We start from the raw sequence: 18828 nt of genomic DNA, 5'->3' as shown, positions 1-18828 counted from the left end.
ATCACTGACCCAGGGTCAGGACCTTCTGCATCATGGTTTTGGCGGTGTTCATCATTTCCGCGTTGGTCTGGAACGAGCGACTGGCAGAGATCATGTCAGCCATTTCCTCGACCACGTTGACGTTCGGGTAGTACACGTAGCCTTTTTCGTTCGCCGCAGGGTGATTAGGCTCATAGCGCGCTTCCAGATTGCTCTGGTCTTCAACCACGCCGAGTACCTGCACGCCTTGCCCGGCAGCGTCCTGATTCTGGAACAGCGAATCGCCGCCGCTGCTCTGGCCGCCCTGAAACATGGTGGCGAACACCGGGTGACGGGCGCGGTAGGTCTGGTCGATGCTCGAAGACACCGTCTCGGCGTTGGCGATGTTACTGGCGACGGTATTCAGGCGCGTGGTCTGCGCGCTCATGCCACTACCGGCAATATTGAAAACACTGGCTAAGGACATGGCTTACTCTCCACGCAGGGCTGACATCAGCCCTTTGAATTTGCTGTTGAGCAGGGTGAAGCTGGCCTGGAAGTTCACCGAGTTCTCGGCGTAGGCCGATTGCTCCAACTGCGCGTCGACGGTGTTCTGGTCGATCGACGGCTGCATCGGCGTGCGATACAGCAGCGATTCGTCGCCGCTGCTCAGGCCTTGCGCTTCGATATGACGGCTGTTGGTCATGTTCAAGGCGAAGGTGCCGTTCTTGGTCTTGTCCTGCTGTGCGGCGAGCACGGCGGAGAAGTCCAGGTCCCGAGCCTTGTAGTTCGGGGTGTCGGCGTTGGCAATGTTGTTGGCCAGGACTTCGGCACGCTGGGCGCGAAAGCCGAGGGCTTGTTCGTGGATACCGAGCGCTTTATCGAAGCTGATGCTCATGGCGGAAACCTTTAGGCTGACCTGCTGTTCGTTAACAGGGTTATAGCAAGGTGCATGCCAATCTGGCTAAAGCCCATATATCAAGGGGTTACGCAGAGATTGCCGGCGGCAATGCCAGAAAAGCGGCAAGCGGCTTCCGCGTGGCGCCAGTAAAGCGGCAATCGGGAGTTGCCGCTTTTACCTTGCCGCAAAACAAATGTGGGAGGGGGCTTGCCCCCGATAGCGGTGTATCAGTGATAGAAACATCAACTGAACCATCGCTATCGGGGGCAAGCCCCCTCCCACACTTTGACTGCGTGCGACTTACTTGGCCTGGTAAATGATCCCAGGACTGCACTGCACCATCTGGAAATGATCCGGCAGGCCGTTCAGCGCCTCGGATGCACCGAGGAACAGATACCCCCCGCGCTTGAGCGTGCCGTGGATGCGCAGCAGGATGTCTTTCTTCACTTCGGCCGAGAAGTAGATCAGCACGTTACGGCAGAACACCATGTCGAACTTGCCCAGGCTGGCGTAGCTGTCGAGCAGGTTGAACGAGCGAAACTCCACCCGGTTCTTGATCGGCGCCTTGACCGCCCAACGCCCCGCCCCTTTCGGGTCAAAGTAACGCTGCAGGCGTTCCGGGGACAAACCGCGGCCCAGGGCCAGGCTGTCGTACTCGCCGGTCTTGCAGTTGGTGAGCATGGTGCCCGACAGATCGGTGGCGACAATTTGCGCGCCGGCCTTCAACTGGCCCATGTTCGTCCGTTCGAACTCGTCGATCGCCATCGAAATCGAGTACGGTTCCTGCCCCGAGGAACAGGCTGCCGACCAGATCCGCAAACGCTGACCCGGGCTGGCCTTGATCGCCTCGGGCAGCACTTTGCTCTTGAGTACCTCAAAGGGGTAGGTGTCGCGAAACCATAGGGTTTCGTTGGTGGTCATGGCATCGACCACCATTTCCTTGAGCCCGCTGCGCGGCTGGCTCTGAATCCGCTGGACCAACTCACCGAGGGACTTGATGCCCTGCTGTTCCATCAGTTTGTTGAGACGGCTGGATACCAGATACTGCTTGTTTTCACCGAGCAATATGCCACAGGCTTTTTCCAGGAAGACCCGGAACTGTTCGAAATCCAAATTACCCGTAGACAATGATACCGCCTCTTAAATCGTGTGACCGCCAGGGAAATTCCCCTAGCCGTGATCTGCTGCCTTGATCCGGTCGACTACCCGGGATGCCAGGTCATCAGGGCGGAACTTAGCCAGGAAGTCGTCAGCACCGACCTTCTTGACCATCGCCTGATTGAATACGCCCGACAACGAAGTATGCAGGATGATATGCAATTTTTGCATGCGTGGATCGTTGCGTATTTCAGCCGTGAGGGTATAGCCGTCCATTTCCGGCATCTCGATGTCGGAAATCATCATCAAGAATTCTTCTTCCGGCTTCTTGCCTTCATCCACCAGTTTGCGCAGGTAATCCAGCGCCTGGCGGCCATCGTTGAGCGCCACCACCTCAACGCCGATGGTTTGCAGGCAACGGGTCACCTGTTTACGCGCCACCGAGGAGTCGTCCACCGTCAGCACCCGCAGCGAAACCGCCTTGTGCGCCGTTTCGGCATCGACGACGCCAACCGAAATCGCTTCGGAAGTCGGTGCGACTTCGGCGAGGATTTTCTCCACGTCGATGATTTCGACCAACTGGTTGTCTACTCGCGTCACCGCCGTGAGGTAGTGATCGCGACCGGTGCCCTTGGGCGGCGGATGGATCTCTTCCCAGTTCATGTTGACGATACGTTCCACCGAGCGCACCAGGAAACCCTGGGTCTTGGTGTTGTATTCGGTAATGATCACAAACGGGTTCTCGCGGTCTTGCAGGCCGGCCGAACTCGTGGCCAATGCCAGGTCGAGAATCGGGATGGTCGCGCCACGGATGTTGGCTACGCCACACACCACCGGGCTCGACTTGGGCATGATCGTCAGCTTGGGACACTGCAGCACTTCCCGCACTTTGAACACGTTGATGCCATAGAGCTGCTTGCCGTCCAGGCGAAAAAGCAACAACTCCAGGCGATTCTGCCCTACCAGCTGTGTACGCTGGTTTACTGAATCCATTACACCTGCCATGCCCAGACTCCTACGCTAAAACCTTTGGGGGTACGACGCGCACCCAACACTAAACGGCACGAGCTTTGCTTTTTATTGGCTATGGATATGAAAACGACAGTTTCCCGACGCACCCGCCACTCACGGTATCGCAGATTGCTCTGCGCCTGGATGGCGTTGTTTGCCGTGGGCGCAGGCATCACTGCCCGCGCCGCCGACGTCACCTTGCCTGATCTACTTATCGGCGTCACCCAAGGCTTTCTTGAATTCACTGTAGAAGATTATCTGGCAACCACCCAGACGCCAGGACGCTATGAAATCCAGGTCAACCAATTGGATCCGCGCCTGCGCATGCCGATGTGCGACAAGGAATTGACAGCCAGCCTGGAAAGCCCGGCCCAGCCCATTGGTCGCGTGACGGTCAAGGTGCGCTGTGAAGGGACCTCGCCCTGGACCGTGTTCGTGCCCGCCCAGGTCAAACTGTTCCGCGATGTCGTCGTGGTGTCGCGGCCGCTCAAACGCAGCGGAATCATCGGCTATGAGGATGTCATCTTGCGCGAGCGGGACATCAGCCTGATCAACCAGGGTTACCTGACGTCAGTGGACCAGGCTGTCGGGCAACGATTGACCCGACCAATGGTCGCCGACCAGGTCATCACCCTGGTCCATCTTGAACAGGCAGAAGTCATTCGCAAGGGCGACCAGGTCATCATTTCCGCCAGCAGCGGCGGGCTGAATGTGAAAATGCCGGGCGAAGCGCTGTCCAACGGCGGCATGAGCGAACAGATCCGGGTCAAGAACCTCAATTCCAACCGCGTCATCAAGGCACGGGTCACCGCGCCGGGCCAAGTCGAGGTGGCTTTATAGATCACTGGAATAGGACGCCAGCTTTTCCTACACTGTACGCCTGACGTTCGTGCATGCAGGTTTATTGTCAATCGCGCCTAAAGTTTGTCCGGGTATGGCCGAAACCATGGCAAGCGTCCAAATACCCAGAGGTTTTTTATCATGGTCATCGATTTCAGCCGTTTGAATAACGCCCCGGCTTTGCCAGGCACTACGCGCACCAGCGGCACCAAGGACAGCGTAGACGCCAAGGCCCAGCCTCTGCCCGCCAAAGCGGAACAGGCCGGCGCCAGCCAAAGCGGGGAATCCGTACACCTGAGCAATGAGGCTCAACAGTTGCAGAAGGTCACTGACTCGCTGCGCGATCAACCCGTCGTCAATCAAGCCCGTGTGGCCGAATTGAAACAGGCAATCGCCGATGGCAGCTATAAAGTCGACAGCAACCGTGTAGCCAGCAAGCTGCTTAACTTCGAAGCCGAGCGCTAGGCAAAGGCCTGCGCCAGGCTTTTGGACGCTTAAAACCCAAGGCCAGCCATGCACCACGACGAAAATCTGCTTCAACTGATCATTGATGATCTGGCGCCGACGCAACAATTGCTCGAGCTGCTCAAAGAAGAATCCCTGGCCCTCTATGGCCGGGATATGCCGCTGCTGGAAGAAATCCTGGCGCGCAAGCAGTCGCTGATTGTCCTGCTGGAACAGCACGGCAAGAAGCGTAGCCAGATTCTCGTCAGCCTCGGCCTACCGGCAGATCAAGACGGCCTCGCACAGTTGGCCAGTCATTCCTCGGTCGGCGATCGGTTGCTGGCCCAAAGCAAAGAACTCAATCAATTACTCACCCAGTGTCAGGAAGCCAACCTGCTCAACGGTCAGTCGATCCAGCTTCAGCAAGCCACGACCGCCAATCAGTTGCGCATACTCCATGGCGGCGAACCTCCGGCCCTGTATAACGCCCAAGGCTCTACCTCGCGCCTGGTCAAGCCAAGCACCCGCAGCCAAGCCTGACGTCGGTTTAACGTGCGCCCTATCCAAGGCGTGCGACATACTGGCAAAATGATGGTTCTTGCGTGTAGTCGTATTTTGTCAGGAGATGGAAGAACCGTGTTCAACGCCCTTAATGCGGAAGAAGCTCCGCAGCCACCCAAGGTGTTCACCACGCCTCTGGAAATCGCTGGCACCTTGCGCATGCTGCAAGAAAGCCATGACCCGCTGATCATCACCTTCCATGAACGCAGCCAGCGCTTTCAAAGCTACCTGGTCGACGTCGACCGGGACAGCAAAACCCTGGCCCTGGACGAAATGATCCCCCGCGATGGCGAACGCTACCTTGAGAATGGCGAACCCTTCCGCATCGAAGGCTTTCACGACGGCGTGCGCGTTGCCTGGGAAAGCAACGGCACCCTGAGCATCAGTGAAAAAGGCGGCCACCGTATCTACAGCGGCAACATGCCGGACGAAGTGGTCTACCATCAGCGCCGCAATGCGTTCCGCGCCGCGCTGAAACTCGCGCAATTGGTGAATATCGAGTTGGGCGGCGAGAAACTCAAGGCGCCGGTCAGCGGCAAGCTGCTGGATATCTCCGCCACCGGCTGCAAATTGCGCTTTGAAGGCGATATTTCCGAGCGCCTGCAGTTGGGCCAGGTCTACGACCGTTTTATCGCCGCACTGCCCTTTGGCAGCATGACCACCTCGGTCGAACTGCGTTACCTGCACTTCGAAGAGAAGATCAACACCACCTTCGCCGGCGTGCGCTTCCACAACATGAGCGGCCTGGTGCAGCGCCAGGTCGAGCGTTTTGTGTACCAGTTGCAACGCGAAGCACGACGTTTCGATAAAGACGACGATTTTTAAGCATTCAGATCGCGATAAAAAACGGGCAGACCCTTTGGGGATCTGCCCGTTTTTGCATTCAGGGGCGCGCCCTGCTGAGGTCGTGGGGATGCTCATCCGGGCCCGGTGGTTCCGGCGGCCCTTCGAAGAGCGGCTCATCCGCCGGTGATTCCGAGTCGGTTTCAGGCTCGGGCTCGACAACCGCCGTCTGCATCTGCTCCTGCACCATCTGCTCATCGACCCGCGGATCGAGGGCCGCCACCAGCGGCGAGCTGGACATGCTGTCAGGCATTGCCACGTGCTGCAGCGGTGCATCGTCGACCTGATGCAGGTTGGTCACCGCTTTAGGCCGGATACGCCACACCAGGATCAGCGCGCACAGGCTGAAAAACGCGTACAGCATCTGGCTGCCAAACAGCTTCATCACCACACCGGCCAGCAACGGCCCGATACTGGCGCCCACGCCATAGGTCACCAGCAGCATGGCCGTCAGCGATACCCGACGATCACCTTCGACGTGGTCGTTGGAAAACGCCACGGCCAGCGGGTACAGGCAGAACTGCACCAGCGAACACAGGAACCCGGCCACGAACAGCACTTCCAGCGGCACCTTGCTCAGGATCGCCAACGGCAATGCCGCCACCGCCAGGCACAGGGCGAAGCAGCGAATCAACAGTGCGCGATCGTAACGATCCGACAGCCAGCCCAACGGCCACTGCACCACCAACCCGGCAAAAATGCAGCTACCCATGAAGAGACCGACCTGCTCGGTGCTCAGCCCCTGCTGGGACGCATAGAGCGGCGCCAAACCGTAGAACGAACCAACGATCAACCCCGCCCCCAGCACCGTGCTCAACGACTGCGGCACCCGCTGGATAAAGAAACGCGGCTCCATCGGCGCCGGACGCAGGGGCGCCGGGTGAATGCGCCGGGTCATCGCCACCGGCACCAGGCACAGGGCGAAGCACAGCGCGACCAGCATCAGCAACTCGGGGCCGAGCTGGGGATGCATCACCAGGATCAACTGCCCCAGCACCAGGCCAAGGTAGGACGCAATCATATAGCCGCTGAACACTACGCCACGCTGCTTGGCATCCGCCTGCTCGTTAAGCCAGCTTTCGATGACCATGTACTGGCACATCATCCCCAGGCCCACGATGACCCGCAGCACGATCCAGGCCGGCAGCCAGTCGATCAGGCCATGGCCCAACACCGCCGCGCCGACGATCCCGGCACAGGTGGCATACGCGCGGATATGCCCGACCCGGGCGATCAGGCGGTGGCCGATCTTGCCGCCCAGTACCAGGCCAGAATAGTTGGCCGCCATCAGCGCACCGACCCACAGGCTGTCGACGTTGTCGGCCGCCAGGCGCAAGGCCAGGTACGTACTGAGCAGGCCGGAGCCGATCAGCATCATCAAGGAGGCGAAATAAAGGGCTCGAAAAGATTTCCAGATCTGGCGCATCGGCGTTCCGAGCGGCTCCTTGCAGTGAGGGTCAGGGCTACCGGCATGATAGTCCCGGGGGTCGGGTCCGGACAGGCACCAGGCGCTGTTTCCGGGGAATATTTTGTGTGAAAACGATGGACTACAGCTCAGACGCTACTGGGTGACACACAAGGTACAAGGTTGCGCGAAATACTCGCCGCACCACCTGTGAACCTCGATCACGCGCAAGGTTCGACCGAGTGTTGAAAAGACCGAGCACGCCCCCAAAGCCCCCCCGCCGCGCCTGCACATGATTACCCGCACGCCGGCGTCGCCGATGCGTATCGCCACTAATTGTTACTGTTTTATCAACATTGTTTTCCAGTCTTATGGATTTATCCAAAAAACCAGCGCTATAGACTGGTCTACGCGTTAATCCACCGCGATTAACCAGCGAATCAGTCGGAGTAAAGCATGTAACCCGAACAAGGCCGACAGAGCCTTCGGAACGATTCACTCGCGACTGAGCACGTGGACAGTCGTCAAGCGGGCGTAATACAGCCGCCAACGTTTTCGTTATCCCTCCTGCCGAAACTCAATCAGCCTCTATTAAGCATCCAGTTCGTTATCGAACGGCGCTTTCAACGTGGAGGGCTGGGGCGAAAGAGTGTCGGCATCCAGACCATGAATACGGGGATGGCCAATTATTACGCTGATTTCCAAAGCTCGCTTGCCGTCGGCAAGCCAGCCTATCGGGATCATGGAAGAACCGCACCCGGCCAACTAAAGGCCGAACTCAATATTCGGCCAAGTTGTTGGTAAATAGCGCAAACCGTTACGTATTTCCCCAACTGAGCATATACAAATATGACAGACGATCATCGATCTCACTCTGGAAGATCCTCAATGAGCACTATTGCAAGGGGACTGTTTTCCCTGCTTGTTTTTGCCGTGGCACTGGCGTTGATTTATGGCGGATTCAAGCTGGTAGCACTCGACGGGTCGAGTTATTACTTGCTGGCTGGCCTCGCCTATCTGTTGTTGGCGGCACTGTTTGTCTTGCGTAAACCTATCAGCATCGCCCTCTCCGTCGTCATATTCCTCGCCACCTGTGTGTGGGCGTTCTACGAAGTGGGTCAGTTCAGCTACTGGCAACTGCTGCCGCGCCTGGTGGTGCCGGCGATCATCCTGACCCTCAGCTTGTGGGTCGGTGCCGCATTCCCGGAAACAGCCTTGAGCACCCGGCGCACGGCGAACCGATTCGGCTTCGCCGTATTCCTGGCCTTGATCGCCACCTTCATTGCGGCGTTCTACCCGCACGGCGGGATCTCGAACCCTGTGGCCGCGACTGACTCGACCAAGGCCACGAGCCCCGCCAGCGCACCTGAAAACTGGGAGTTCTTCGGGCGCAATGCGTCAGGGACGCGGTTTGCGCCTTACACGCAGATCACGCCAGGAAACGTCAAGGACCTGCAAGTAGCCTGGACCTACAGAACCGGACGTAGGACCACCGGCGCCGGCGCTGGCGTTGATGAAAACACCCCGCTGCAGATCGGCAACGTGCTGTATTCGTGCACCCCGGAAAACCTGATCACCGCCCTGGATGGCGATACGGGCAAGGCGATCTGGACGTTCGACCCTCACGCCAAAAGCGAAGAGCATGTGACGTGCCGCGGCGTGGGCTATTACGACATCGATAAAGACGACAGCCTGAGTGCGGCGGTCAAGGCCTCGTATACCGATCAGCAGCAATGTCGCCAGCGTATTCTGGTGTCGTCGGTGGATGCCCGCCTGTTTGCACTTGACGCGCACACCGGCGACCTGTGCCAGAGTTTTGGTGACAACGGTTACGTCGATCTCAAGAAAGGCATGGGCCCGACCGAGAACAGCAAGCGCTATCACCCGACCTCCCTGCCTGTGGTCATGGGCCACCTCACGGTGGTGGGCGGTTGGGTACGCGACATTGTGGCAGGCGAGCCTTCCGGCGCCGTGCGTGCCTTCGACGTGCTGAGCGGTGCGCTGGTGTGGGCATGGGACGTCGGCGCGCCCGAAGGCAGCGACCCGACCGCGGCCGATCACCCGTTCACGCTGGAAACACCTAACGTATGGACGATCCCGACCTACGATAAAGAGCTGAACCTGGTCTACTTGCCGACCGGCAATGGCCCGCCCGACTATTGGGGCGGTGATCGCAACGCCGTCAAAGAAAAATTTGGTTCGGCCGTCGTGGCAGTCGATGCCTCGACCGGCAAAGCCAAATGGGTCTACCAGCTCATTCACCATGATGTATGGGATTACGATCTGCCATCGCAGCCGGTTCTCTATGACATCAAGAATGCCCAAGGCGTGAAAACCCCCGTCTTGATCCAGACCACCAAGACCGGCCAGATTTTTGTGCTGGATCGTCGTACTGGCCAGCCGGTCACCGAGGTGCAGGAGCGTGCCGTTCCGACTTCTCCTGCGGCAGAAGGCGAACACTTGTCGCCGACGCAACCGTACTCGGCCGGCATGCCGGTGATCGGGGCCGACCCACTGACTGAAAAGTCGATGTGGGGCGTGTCGACATTCGACCAACTGTATTGCCGGATCATGTTCAAAGATTCGGTTTACGCGGGGCCGTTTACGCCGCCAACCGAAAAGCCGTACATCGAATGGCCTGGCTTGCTGGGCGGGATGAACTGGGGTGGCATCTCCATCGATGAGAACACCGGCACGATGTTCGTCAACGACATGCGGATGCCGCTGCGGATGTCATTGGTGACCAAGGAAGAAACCAAGAAGTTCAAGGTGTCGACCGATGAAGTGCCGGGTTTCATGGGCACCATTCGCCCGCAAGTCGCCGGTATCTATGGCGGCGTGAAAATCGACATTCTCCAGTCGCCACTGGGCGTGCCGTGCAACTCCCCGCCCTTCGGCAGCATGAGTGCGATTGATCTCAATACGCAGAAACTGCTCTGGCAGGTTCCCATGGGCACCGTGCAGGACACCGGCCCGCTGGGGATCAAGACGCACCTGCAGATTCCGCTGGGCATGCCGACGCTCGGCGGTCCGACGTCGACAGCCTCTGGCCTGGTGTTCTTTGCGGGCACCCAGGACTACTACCTGCGCGCGCTCGATTCGGCCACCGGCAAAGAAGTCTGGAAAGCCCGCCTGCCGGTTGGCGCAGTTGCCGCCCCACTGATCTATCAGTCGCCCACCACCGGGAAGCAGTACGTGGTCATCTCCGCCGGTGGCATGAGCCATTCGCCTGACGTTGGTGATTACATCATTGCTTATGCATTGCCGGACAACATCAAGCCGTAATGCGTTAGTTGCCACTGCATGAAAATAACCCCCGTTTACGGGGGTTATTTTTCCAAGTCACAAAAGAACGGTGCAACCGATAAACAACGCGGGCCGTTGAGCTATTCCCCTACTTTCTCTGTAACGGAGCACATCCAAATGCTTTTTTCTTTCCGCGCCATGCTGACCAGCAGCCTGTGCAGCGGTTTGTCCCTATGCCTTTTCGCCCCATCCCCGGCACTGGCCGACGATCTGATGAACCGCTCTACACTCACTGGCGACTGGGGTGGTGAACGCCAAAAGTTGACCGACAAGGGCATCAAACTGACCGGTGACTACAGTTCCGAAACGATTTCCAACTTGCATGGCGGGATCAAGCGCGGCACCCGCTATTCGCAACAAATACGCATAGGCGCCCAGTTTGATCTGAGTAAGTTGCTCGACAGCCCCGATGCGGGACGCGTGCAACTGCTGGTTAACGACCGTCGCGGCCACAGCGCCACGGAAGATTTGCTTGGAAACCGCCTGTCGTCCCAAGAAAACTATGGCGGCGAATACACCCGGCTGACCGAGTTCAGTTATCAACGCAACCTGTTTTCGCCGGCCCTGTCCACCAAACTCGGCTTCATGGTGATGGGCACCGATTTCGGTGGTATGCCCATCTTGACCAACTTTGTGAGCGCCGGTTTTTGTGCACACCCACTGACCATGTCGAGCGGCAGTGGCTGGGGCAACTACCCGACAGCACATTGGGGCGGCGAGCTGCGTTACGATGTCAACCCGTCGCTGACACTGCAAACCGCCGTGTTCCAGGTCAACCCGGAATACAACACGCGCTCGTCCAAAGCGTTCTCCATGCCCAGCAACGGCACTACGGGAGCGATTTTGCCACTGGAGGCGATCTTCAATAACAACGCCTTCCTGAACGGCCAATACAAAGTCGGTTGGTACTACGACACCTCCAACGCCCCCAAGATCGGGAGTACGCAAAAGAGCAACAACCGTACCGGCGCCTATGTGTTGATTGACCAAGCCATCTGGCGGGATGAGCAAGACCCGCAAAGCGTACTGCGCCTCTTCGGCCAAGCGGCCAGCAGCAACGCGGCGACCTCGCCGATGCGCCGCTGGTATTCGGTGGGCCTGGTCAAACAAAAGCCTTTCGCGAGCCGCCCGAACGACTCCATCTCTTTTGGCTATGGGCGCGCCGTGCTCAACTCGCGCACACGAGATGTGCAAGAAGCCAAGGCGACCAACCTCGAAGACGCTGAGATGATCGCCAACCTCGACAACGGCGAGCAGATGCTTGAGCTCAACTACGGCGCACAGGTCACACCTTGGCTGCTGCTGCGCCCCGATCTGCAGTACTACATCGAGCCCGGCGCGTTTTCCGGCAAAAAACGCGACAATGCGTTGGCGGCGGGGTTACAGGTCAAGGCGACGTTTTAACAACGCCGTTTGCACAGGGGGCATCCACTCGGTGCCCTTTCGCAATCGCACACGCAGGCGGTATCACACCAAACTGTCGGGCGTCCCCACTGCCTGGAACAACGTGCGGTCGGATAGTTTGGTCTGCAGCCCAATCAATATTTGCTCAAGCTCTACCCGGGCCTCTGCCTGGAGCCCCAGGCACATACCGATTCCGTCCGCATCCGTACTGAGTCGGGATGACATCGAGATCTTATAGTCGCCGGCACCTGCATTATCCATTTTATAGGCATGAAGATGCATTGAGTCGCCAATCAATGCCGGTGTTTCAAGATGGTCGAATTTAAATTCCTTGGTCATGTAGCTCAGCAGCTTGTCCTGGACCACCAACACCAGCTTCTTGTTGAGGTGTTCAAATGTCTGCACTTTGTGGTGCATTTGAACCAAGATGGTTTTTGCGGTCATTTTCCAGTTCATGCCGAAGGTTTTATTGGACTCTTCAGCACTGTCCGACCTGGAAATCCCTAGCGTTTCCAGCATTCTCTGGCGTTCTGGCCAGACCGTTCCGGTCGTATCGAGGGTCTGCAGCTCGATGCCAACGAAGTCCTTCACCTTTCCATCTTTTACCGACACCAAGAAATAATCGACACTTCCCCCCGGGATCGACACTTCGGGGATGATGTGAAGCTCGTTCCCCGGTTCATGGGTCGTCAATAGATGAAAACAGTCGGTAAAAATCTGCCGGCGCTCGATTAGCCGGACAGGACAGATGATTACCGGTTCCGGCACTTTTCCGTACAGCACGCTGCACGTACCGATAGAAATGTCGGGGTTGGACTTCCTGACTTTATAGCAACGCTTGTTGGTATAGGCGCAGCGTTGAGCGCCAATCACGCCTTGCCAGTCGACGGAGCGATTATGCGTACCCTTCCCGAACAACTCTATTATTTTGCTCATAACAGCGTATTGCACCTGTCTTTGGTCATCTCAAGATACTGCTCGGAGATATCTATCCCGATCGACTTCAAGCCTAAGCGTTGCGCCGCGACCATCGTTGTTCCCGTACCGCAGAAAGGGTCGATTGCAATACCGCCTGGTGGGCAGGTCGCCAATAAAGGTATACGGCACAGGTCGACCGGATAGGGGGCAAAGTGGGCTTCCCGGCCCTGCGAATCTTCCGGGAGAATGTCCCAGACGTCAGACGGTTTACTCCCCTTCGGGTGGTATTTAAGAAAGTAATAACCTTTATCCCTGAGTTCCTTCGCTCGTCCCGATACTTTTTCACTGTCGGAGTGCGTCGCTCTTTGCTGGCCACGAATGATCATCCGGAAGTCTGATACTTTACCGCAAGACAAATCTGCGAGGATGCCGGCCAGGGCGGCATGTGCGGATAATTTTTCTGCGTCGCTCAACGAGGTCGACAACTCGATCTGGCGCTTGTAACGCACGCCCGAAACGCCCGTGGCGGAAACTATCGAGCCATTTACCACTTTGGATTCTCTGGGCTTGGACCGGACGGCATCAGCATTGTAATAATAGTTTTTTGACTGCTTCACAAAGTGAAACAAGTTCTCATGAACATTGCCAAGCCGGTCTTTGGTGTTGTCCATGCCGCCTTTCAGTTTGTTCCATATGATGCTGTTTCGAAGTATCCAGCCTTGATTGTCGGTAAGCTCGAAAACCACTCGCCAAGGAATCCCGAGCAGCCCCTTACCGCTATAAGAATCACCGAGATTGAGCCAGAACGACCCCGTCGACTTCAGCACGCGCTTGAGTTCCAGAAACACAGCGCAAAGATCTGCTACGAAATCCCGATAGTCTTTTTCCAGGCCTATCCCGCCGTTTTGATATTCCCGCTTCCCCCAGTACGGCGGCGACGTCATTGCAAAATCAACCGACTCGTCCGGCAGCGACTTCAATACGTCGAGGCAATCCCCGTTCAGAAGGAGGGGGCGTGTAGAAGATGACTGGCCGTACTTCAGAAGTGCAGAAGAAAAATCATTCTGGACGATGGTCGAAGGTTCAAACGCGTCTTTCTCCTGCGCAGAAAATAGTGCGGGGTCGTTAAGTTCTGTGTAGGTCATGAGGTGTCCAAACGGGAACGGCGGTAATGGCTACAGGATGGCCTTCTAACGCTGTCCTGATCAGACCCGGATGGTACAGAGCCTGAGGAAAGCCGGGCAAGCCAAACCGTACTGAAGGGACAGACGTTGAGCCGCGGGGTGTCGACTCCCAGGGCTCGGTCAATTCGGTCGCCTTGCGATGGCGCAGAGCGACCTCATCGGATCAGCAAAGCTGCACCACTCTCTTTCGCTTCGCCTTTAGCCCCCGACCTCTCCTGCTAGCGACGAACGCAGATCGGTGCTGACATACACTTATTGTTTTTATATACTATAATTTAACAAACTGACCAGTTAGTGATCAATCGTATGCTCGAATCAGATCTCCAGCGGCTTCACGCCAACGCCGATGCTGCCAGCCAATTCCTCAAGGCTCTGGCCAATCCGGATCGCTTGATCCTGCTCTGCCAGCTATCCCAAGGCGAGCGCAATGTCGGCGATCTGGAGTCGCTGCTCGGGATACAACAACCGACGCTTTCTCAGCAGTTGGCGGTGCTGCGCCGCGAAGGCCTGGTGGATACGCGCCGAGAAGGAAAGCAGGTGTTCTATCGCATCAGCAGCCCGGCGGCATTGGCAGTCATTCAAACCTTGTATCAACAATTTTGCGCTGGAGAAGCCTCATGAATATCGACTGGCTCAACTTCACTCCCTGGTCATCCCTTGCAGGCGGCGCATTGATTGGCCTGGCGGCCAGCCTTTTCGTCGTCGCCAACGGGCGTATCGCCGGCATCAGCGGTTTGATCGGCAGTCTTTTACAACGAGGGAGCGAAGGTGCGGGTGAGAAAGCGCTGTTTCTCCTCGGCCTGCTCGTCGCGCCGCTTCTATGGGGCTTGTTCGCCGCGCTGCCGCCGATTGAATTCCAGAGCGGCGGGGTCGGGCTGATCGTCGCCGGTGTATTGGTGGGTATCGGTACACGCTACGGTTCAGGTTGCACCAGCGGCCACGGCGTGTGCGGCATATCGCGCCTTTCGCCGCGATCGATGGTCGCCACTGCCTGCTTTATGTTCAGCGGTTTCCTTAGCGTATTTGTCCTGCGTCATCTGCTGGGAGCCTGGATATGAACAAACTGAGCGCATTCATTGCTGGCCTGCTGTTCGGCTTGGGACTGCTGCTGGCAGGCATGGCCAACCCGAGCAAAGTATTGGCTTTCCTGGATCTGGCCGGTGCCTGGGACCCTTCCCTCGCGCTGGTCATGATCGGGGCGATTGGCGTCGCCATTGGCCCGCTGACCTGGGCGCGCCACCAATCCCGCTCGCTGCTGGGAAAGCCAATGCAACTGCCGACCAAGCGTGAGTTGGACCCGCGCCTGATCGGCGGCAGCCTGCTGTTCGGCATCGGCTGGGGAATAGCAGGCATCTGTCCAGGCCCTGCGGTGGCAATTCTGCTGACAGGACGCTGGCAAGCAATCGTGTTCATGTTGGCCATGCTGGCCGGCATGTTGTTGTTTACTGCGCTGGAGACCCGGCGCAACCACTGATCGGGAGATCGTCATGAAAGCGAACCTTGGAACCATTGACCGTAGCCTGCGCATTGTCGTCGGCCTGGTTCTCATTGGCCTCAGTCTGTCGGGCGTGATCGGCTGGTGGGGCTGGATCGGCTTAGTGCCACTGGCTACCGGTATTTTCCGTTTCTGCCCTTTGTACAGGTTGCTGGGCATCCAAACCTGTAACCGTTGCTGAGCAAAAAAACCCATAGCGTTCACGTGCATGAGGGCATTGGCGCAGCCGATTTTGTGGCTATGCGCCAAGCACGGGACGCTACGCTTGGCATATGTGCGTTGATCCCAACAGCTGGATCTATCAACGGACACGTCGAGTGGTTTCGTTTAAAGCTATTCTGCGCGGCGTCGTTTCAAAAGCTGTGTGAACAAGGAAATCTCAATGTCCGACCTGAACGATCCGCGCGTGTTCTTTGCCGCCGAGCGCACGTTGCTGGCATGGAACCGAACCAGCCTTTCGCTGATGGCATTTGGCTTTGTGATTGAACGATCCGGGCTACTGCTCCAGATGCTGAAACCGGACGCTTCGGGCTCTCCCGGAAAACATTTTTCATTCTGGATCGGGCTGACCTTTCTGATGCTGGGCTCCTGGGTTGCCTGCTGGTCATCCTGGCAATACAAAAAGGTGGTCAAGACCCTCAAACCCGTTGAGATCCCCCTTGGCTACAGCGTCAATACCGGCCCTGGCATTAATGTCATTACTGCAATTCTTGGCGTTTTGCTCATGGCCTATTTGTTCATGATGTGAGCAAGACTGGCCTGCCTGGCCTTTCTTGACTACTTCATCCTGAGGAAGATGGGGCATCATCCGCAGCACTTTTCGGAGTAACCACCACACCATTAAACTTCATAGGTTCGTCATATACCAGTGGAGTCATAGCCCAATAATCATATTTAGCGAAGGGTATAGACGTAGTAAACCCTAGCAACATAAAGATAAGAATTCGAGAGCTTCTCAGCCCAACCTTGTATAGCGGCGCGGCATAAATCTGAATAGCATCATCCACCCTTTTACTCTTGAAACATTGTGCGGCTAACTTTTTGAGTAACCCGCCCGAACCAACCAATCTCTAAGCGAATCAGTAACTTCCTTACGATCTTTATCCGAATGTAACAAAGAATGGCCGTAATAAGCATTGCGCAACGCATGAACCAAAGAATTATCTCCATTAATAACCTTCTGCCACGCCTTAATTTGACCCGCATGCTTGGGTATTTTTTTGTACCGTTTGAATCTTGAATTAATTAAGCCGTTAAACTTATACGTGCCAAGCGTATAATACTTATCGCGCTTACCCCCCAACAGATTCCCTACGCACTCCATCGACATTCCAAAGAACCCCATTGTAAGTGGCATCATATTAACGCCAGATCGTAGCGCAACGGAGTAATAGGTCACCACGTTATCGAAAAGTCTTTTTTTCCAAAGCGGATATGACTTGCTCGGCATTTTTTCTGCAGCTTTCAGAAAAACCTTAAGATTCTTTACGTCGAGATTGAAGTCACCTCTATTATTAGAGTAACGCGTATCTACACTCTGATCAGGGTCAACAAAATCCTCTCCGAAATACACGGACAGCCAAAGAAGCACATCCGAGTCAACAAATCGACTGGATAAATTTGTTACAACAGCACCTTTTCCAGTATCAAAATTTTTCGAAGCCAACAATAGTGAGTATTTTTGCCCCTTGAAAGATATAAGAAGATCAGTCTCCGAGCAGACGACTCGGCAATGTTTAAAGTGCACAAAATTAGAGAAAATCGACAATTTAAACCTACTCCATGAATTGCGATATCCGGATCGCCCCAACACTGTGACACAGGGTCAGATCTCATTCTCTTAGGATTTAAATCCAAAAGAGCATGGCCCAAAATCGAAGGGGCGTCGATTGGTTGCGCTCACCTTTGAGAGCATTTCCAACATCAGGAAAGCGCCTTGGGCGCATCGATTAAACGCTACAGTATCGCCTTATGGCGTTTTGGTTTCACTGAGACGGTTTGGTCTCACTCAGCGTGGCGGAAACGCCACGAAGTGTGGAGAACAACAGAAGAGGGAGTGGCCAACATCACCATACCTTTGCTGCAAGACCCAGGATGGAGCGTGACGGCCCCTATTTCATCGAAGACGAGGCCACCCTCGCCGGTCTTTTGCACCTGCTTCTTTAGAAAAAACGAATAGCTCAAGACTCAATGATTTTTTCCCGCTCAAGTACCTGGCGGATCTCCTCAAACTTGGCTTTGATGTCCCCTTTAGGGAATCGGATCTGTCCAAGGCCCTGGATATTCGAAAATTCTTCACACCCCTCTTCCAGGAGCACTATCGCCCGAGTGAATCCAAGGCGACCTTGAAAAAGTCCGACTTCATGTATTACGTTCGTTCGAGCCTCCATCTTACCGTCTGCCTGTTCATCTTCAGCGGTCATGACGATGAAAGCGACTGCTGCCGAATCAAGCATTTCCGCAAGCCGTGCAATGTTTGTGATACCCGCTACTGGGACACGGTTAAATTCATCAAAGGGCAGCTTCAGTCGCTCCGTGACAAAGTCCTTTAAATCACGCCATACGTGAGAGCGGCCATGACCGATGAAAATATTTGTGCCCACTAGAGCCTCCTTAGCCTGGGTCTTTTCAAATCTTGATAGGTATGAGTACGCCTTTTTAATCACAGGAAGCAGACGACTTATAGCTTCGTGCGGAGCCCTGTACACAAAGCAGTCAGACATAACTTTTATATGTGGGGGCGTCAAAAATCCTTGACTAAGGGCTAGAGAATCACGGGTCATTACCTGCCCTTTGGGTCGTACAAGGCTTAGAAAAAGCCCAGGAGTCACGACCTTCTTACCTGAAACGTCTTCGAGTAACTGGGATGCGTAAGAATCTCCTGTATCTCTAACAACAATCCGCAACACTACTTCGAGTTCATCGATAACACTTGCAAATAGTGCCTCGCCCTGTTCGCGATATACATCAGCATCGGCGAGATCTGGGTTGCCGGCCATTTCATAGATTGCATTCACTACGTCGTCAAACGCGCACTCATGCCAATCGCCATAAGTACCCTGACCGAAATGCTCCTCCATCCCCCACTCTTTGCTGAAGTTGTGCCCGGCAAGTGGGGGACGAAAATCTCTGTAATAGACTCTTGAATGATAACCCAACCAAGAGCCGCTGAAGGACCGCGAGACATCTTCTGCGACTGCCCGAATAGACTCCGCAGCGCGTAGCTTTTCCTCTGCCCCCTGCTGGTATGCCTCCAGTTTTTTAATGGCAAGCCCTATCTCGTCGATTGCGATACTCATAACCCCCTCCCCTGAAAATGAGCCGCTTGTAGCAAGCAGCTTGTCCGTTCAATCGAGTATGCCTCAGCCAAATCGCCCCAAAAAGGTATGCCTATCCAGATACAGGCTTATTTCGCCTTTTTCGAGCTTTCCGCTTGATAAGGAACACCCAAAGTGCAACA

At 56.0% G+C, this 18828-nt stretch carries 20 protein-coding genes; 11 read left to right on the top strand and 9 right to left on the bottom strand.

Annotated elements, in window-relative coordinates:
• Position 1 precedes the first annotated feature (1 nt).
• From flgC to C5F70_RS01460, 4 genes are all read right to left on the bottom strand, one after another.
• Positions 2-445 (bottom strand): flagellar basal body rod protein FlgC, encoded by a 444-nt coding sequence (gene flgC / locus C5F70_RS01475; RefSeq protein ID WP_046382341.1) that lies wholly within the window; start codon positions 443-445, stop codon positions 2-4.
• 3 nt (positions 446-448) lie between these two features.
• The gene (gene flgB / locus C5F70_RS01470) at positions 449-856 is read right to left on the bottom strand and encodes a flagellar basal body rod protein FlgB (RefSeq protein ID WP_003175633.1); all 408 of its coding nucleotides are present in this window, start codon (positions 854-856) and stop codon (positions 449-451) included.
• Positions 857-1159: 303 nt separating this feature from the next.
• The gene (gene cheR / locus C5F70_RS01465) at positions 1160-1987 is read right to left on the bottom strand and encodes a protein-glutamate O-methyltransferase CheR (protein WP_026140309.1); all 828 of its coding nucleotides are present in this window, start codon (positions 1985-1987) and stop codon (positions 1160-1162) included.
• 42 nt (positions 1988-2029) lie between these two features.
• Entirely contained in the window at positions 2030-2962 is a 933-nt protein-coding gene (locus tag C5F70_RS01460) for a chemotaxis protein CheV (protein ID WP_026140310.1), read from the bottom strand.
• 81 nt (positions 2963-3043) lie between these two features.
• Here C5F70_RS01460 and flgA point away from each other — a divergent pair, with 81 nt between their 5' ends.
• The 4 genes from flgA to C5F70_RS01440 all read left to right on the top strand — a co-directional run bounded on the left by flgA (position 3044) and on the right by C5F70_RS01440 (position 5638).
• Positions 3044-3808: a flagellar basal body P-ring formation chaperone FlgA gene (gene flgA, locus C5F70_RS01455; protein ID WP_032804943.1), complete on the top strand. Its 765-nt coding sequence runs from the start codon at positions 3044-3046 to the stop codon at positions 3806-3808.
• A 141-nt stretch (positions 3809-3949) separates the two neighbouring features.
• On the top strand, positions 3950-4273 hold the full coding sequence (gene flgM, locus C5F70_RS01450; RefSeq protein ID WP_017849175.1) for a flagellar biosynthesis anti-sigma factor FlgM: 324 nt from the start codon (positions 3950-3952) through the stop codon (positions 4271-4273).
• Positions 4274-4321: 48 nt separating this feature from the next.
• A complete protein-coding gene (locus tag C5F70_RS01445; RefSeq protein ID WP_017849176.1) occupies positions 4322-4792 on the top strand; it encodes a flagella synthesis protein FlgN in 471 nt (156 codons plus the stop codon).
• 96 nt (positions 4793-4888) lie between these two features.
• On the top strand, positions 4889-5638 hold the full coding sequence (locus tag C5F70_RS01440; protein WP_017849177.1) for a flagellar brake protein: 750 nt from the start codon (positions 4889-4891) through the stop codon (positions 5636-5638).
• Between the two features lie 58 nt (positions 5639-5696).
• Here the strand turns inward: C5F70_RS01440 and C5F70_RS01435 are convergent, their stop codons facing one another.
• Positions 5697-7082, bottom strand: a complete 1386-nt coding sequence (locus tag C5F70_RS01435; protein WP_017849178.1) for an MFS transporter — start codon at positions 7080-7082, stop codon at positions 5697-5699.
• An 867-nt stretch (positions 7083-7949) separates the two neighbouring features.
• Between C5F70_RS01435 and C5F70_RS01430 the strand changes: the two genes are divergently transcribed.
• Both C5F70_RS01430 and C5F70_RS01425 read left to right on the top strand, forming a co-directional pair.
• Complete coding sequence (locus C5F70_RS01430; protein WP_256588338.1) at positions 7950-10346, top strand: membrane-bound PQQ-dependent dehydrogenase, glucose/quinate/shikimate family; 2397 nt, start codon at positions 7950-7952, stop codon at positions 10344-10346.
• A gap of 138 nt (positions 10347-10484) precedes the next feature.
• Entirely contained in the window at positions 10485-11771 is a 1287-nt protein-coding gene (locus C5F70_RS01425) for a carbohydrate porin (RefSeq protein ID WP_017849181.1), read from the top strand.
• Positions 11772-11834: 63 nt separating this feature from the next.
• Here C5F70_RS01425 and C5F70_RS01420 read toward each other — a convergent pair whose 3' ends face one another.
• Complete coding sequence (locus C5F70_RS01420) at positions 11835-12707, bottom strand: NotI family restriction endonuclease (protein ID WP_017849182.1); 873 nt, start codon at positions 12705-12707, stop codon at positions 11835-11837.
• Entirely contained in the window at positions 12704-13834 is a 1131-nt protein-coding gene (locus tag C5F70_RS01415; RefSeq protein ID WP_104902606.1) for a site-specific DNA-methyltransferase, read from the bottom strand. Before C5F70_RS01415 ends, C5F70_RS01420 begins: the two co-directional genes overlap by 4 nt.
• Before the next feature lie 345 nt (positions 13835-14179).
• On the opposite strand from C5F70_RS01415, the gene C5F70_RS01410 reads away from it, so the two are divergent.
• From C5F70_RS01410 to C5F70_RS01385, 5 genes are all read left to right on the top strand, one after another.
• Complete coding sequence (locus C5F70_RS01410) at positions 14180-14494, top strand: metalloregulator ArsR/SmtB family transcription factor (protein WP_017849184.1); 315 nt, start codon at positions 14180-14182, stop codon at positions 14492-14494.
• The gene (locus C5F70_RS01405) at positions 14491-14931 is read left to right on the top strand and encodes a YeeE/YedE family protein (RefSeq protein WP_017849185.1); all 441 of its coding nucleotides are present in this window, start codon (positions 14491-14493) and stop codon (positions 14929-14931) included. The genes C5F70_RS01410 and C5F70_RS01405 overlap by 4 nt, the downstream gene beginning before the upstream one ends.
• A complete protein-coding gene (locus C5F70_RS01400; RefSeq protein ID WP_104902605.1) occupies positions 14928-15347 on the top strand; it encodes a DUF6691 family protein in 420 nt (139 codons plus the stop codon). Before C5F70_RS01405 ends, C5F70_RS01400 begins: the two co-directional genes overlap by 4 nt.
• A gap of 13 nt (positions 15348-15360) precedes the next feature.
• Positions 15361-15549 carry a DUF2892 domain-containing protein gene (locus C5F70_RS01395; protein ID WP_017849187.1) on the top strand — a complete coding sequence of 63 codons (189 nt, stop codon included), beginning with the start codon at positions 15361-15363 and terminating at the stop codon, positions 15547-15549.
• Positions 15550-15750: 201 nt separating this feature from the next.
• Positions 15751-16116: a YidH family protein gene (locus C5F70_RS01385; protein ID WP_017849188.1), complete on the top strand. Its 366-nt coding sequence runs from the start codon at positions 15751-15753 to the stop codon at positions 16114-16116.
• Positions 16117-16401: 285 nt separating this feature from the next.
• Here the strand turns inward: C5F70_RS01385 and C5F70_RS30455 are convergent, their stop codons facing one another.
• Entirely contained in the window at positions 16402-17136 is a 735-nt protein-coding gene (locus tag C5F70_RS30455; RefSeq protein ID WP_158683826.1) for a hypothetical protein, read from the bottom strand.
• 412 nt (positions 17137-17548) lie between these two features.
• Positions 17549-18667 carry a TIR domain-containing protein gene (locus tag C5F70_RS01380; protein WP_104902604.1) on the bottom strand — a complete coding sequence of 373 codons (1119 nt, stop codon included), beginning with the start codon at positions 18665-18667 and terminating at the stop codon, positions 17549-17551.
• Positions 18668-18828: the final 161 nt, after the last annotated feature.

Source organism: Pseudomonas sp. LH1G9 (assembly GCF_002949975.1).
GTDB lineage: Bacteria > Pseudomonadota > Gammaproteobacteria > Pseudomonadales > Pseudomonadaceae > Aquipseudomonas > Aquipseudomonas veronii.
Note: the sequence above shows the minus strand (reverse complement) of the source record. Positions and strands in the feature narration are given on the sequence as shown.

Excerpts from the sequence above, each read along its gene's own strand:
- C5F70_RS01435 (WP_017849178.1), bottom strand. The coding sequence starts at position 7,082 with ATGCGCCAGATCTGGAAATCTTTTCGAGCCCTTTATTTCGCCTCCTTG.
- C5F70_RS01420 (WP_017849182.1), bottom strand. The coding sequence starts at position 12,707 with ATGAGCAAAATAATAGAGTTGTTCGGGAAGGGTACGCATAATCGCTCC.
- C5F70_RS01415 (WP_104902606.1), bottom strand. The coding sequence starts at position 13,834 with ATGACCTACACAGAACTTAACGACCCCGCACTATTTTCTGCGCAGGAG.
- flgB (WP_003175633.1), bottom strand. The coding sequence starts at position 856 with ATGAGCATCAGCTTCGATAAAGCGCTCGGTATCCACGAACAAGCCCTC.
- C5F70_RS01460 (WP_026140310.1), bottom strand. The coding sequence starts at position 2,962 with ATGGCAGGTGTAATGGATTCAGTAAACCAGCGTACACAGCTGGTAGGG.
- C5F70_RS01445 (WP_017849176.1), top strand. The coding sequence starts at position 4,322 with ATGCACCACGACGAAAATCTGCTTCAACTGATCATTGATGATCTGGCG.
- C5F70_RS01385 (WP_017849188.1), top strand. The coding sequence starts at position 15,751 with ATGTCCGACCTGAACGATCCGCGCGTGTTCTTTGCCGCCGAGCGCACG.
- C5F70_RS01380 (WP_104902604.1), bottom strand. The coding sequence starts at position 18,667 with ATGAGTATCGCAATCGACGAGATAGGGCTTGCCATTAAAAAACTGGAG.
- C5F70_RS01430 (WP_256588338.1), top strand. The coding sequence starts at position 7,950 with ATGAGCACTATTGCAAGGGGACTGTTTTCCCTGCTTGTTTTTGCCGTG.
- C5F70_RS01410 (WP_017849184.1), top strand. The coding sequence starts at position 14,180 with ATGCTCGAATCAGATCTCCAGCGGCTTCACGCCAACGCCGATGCTGCC.
- flgA (WP_032804943.1), top strand. The coding sequence starts at position 3,044 with ATGGATATGAAAACGACAGTTTCCCGACGCACCCGCCACTCACGGTAT.
- C5F70_RS01425 (WP_017849181.1), top strand. The coding sequence starts at position 10,485 with ATGCTTTTTTCTTTCCGCGCCATGCTGACCAGCAGCCTGTGCAGCGGT.
- flgM (WP_017849175.1), top strand. The coding sequence starts at position 3,950 with ATGGTCATCGATTTCAGCCGTTTGAATAACGCCCCGGCTTTGCCAGGC.
- C5F70_RS01405 (WP_017849185.1), top strand. The coding sequence starts at position 14,491 with ATGAATATCGACTGGCTCAACTTCACTCCCTGGTCATCCCTTGCAGGC.
- flgC (WP_046382341.1), bottom strand. The coding sequence starts at position 445 with ATGTCCTTAGCCAGTGTTTTCAATATTGCCGGTAGTGGCATGAGCGCG.
- C5F70_RS01400 (WP_104902605.1), top strand. The coding sequence starts at position 14,928 with ATGAACAAACTGAGCGCATTCATTGCTGGCCTGCTGTTCGGCTTGGGA.
- C5F70_RS01395 (WP_017849187.1), top strand. The coding sequence starts at position 15,361 with ATGAAAGCGAACCTTGGAACCATTGACCGTAGCCTGCGCATTGTCGTC.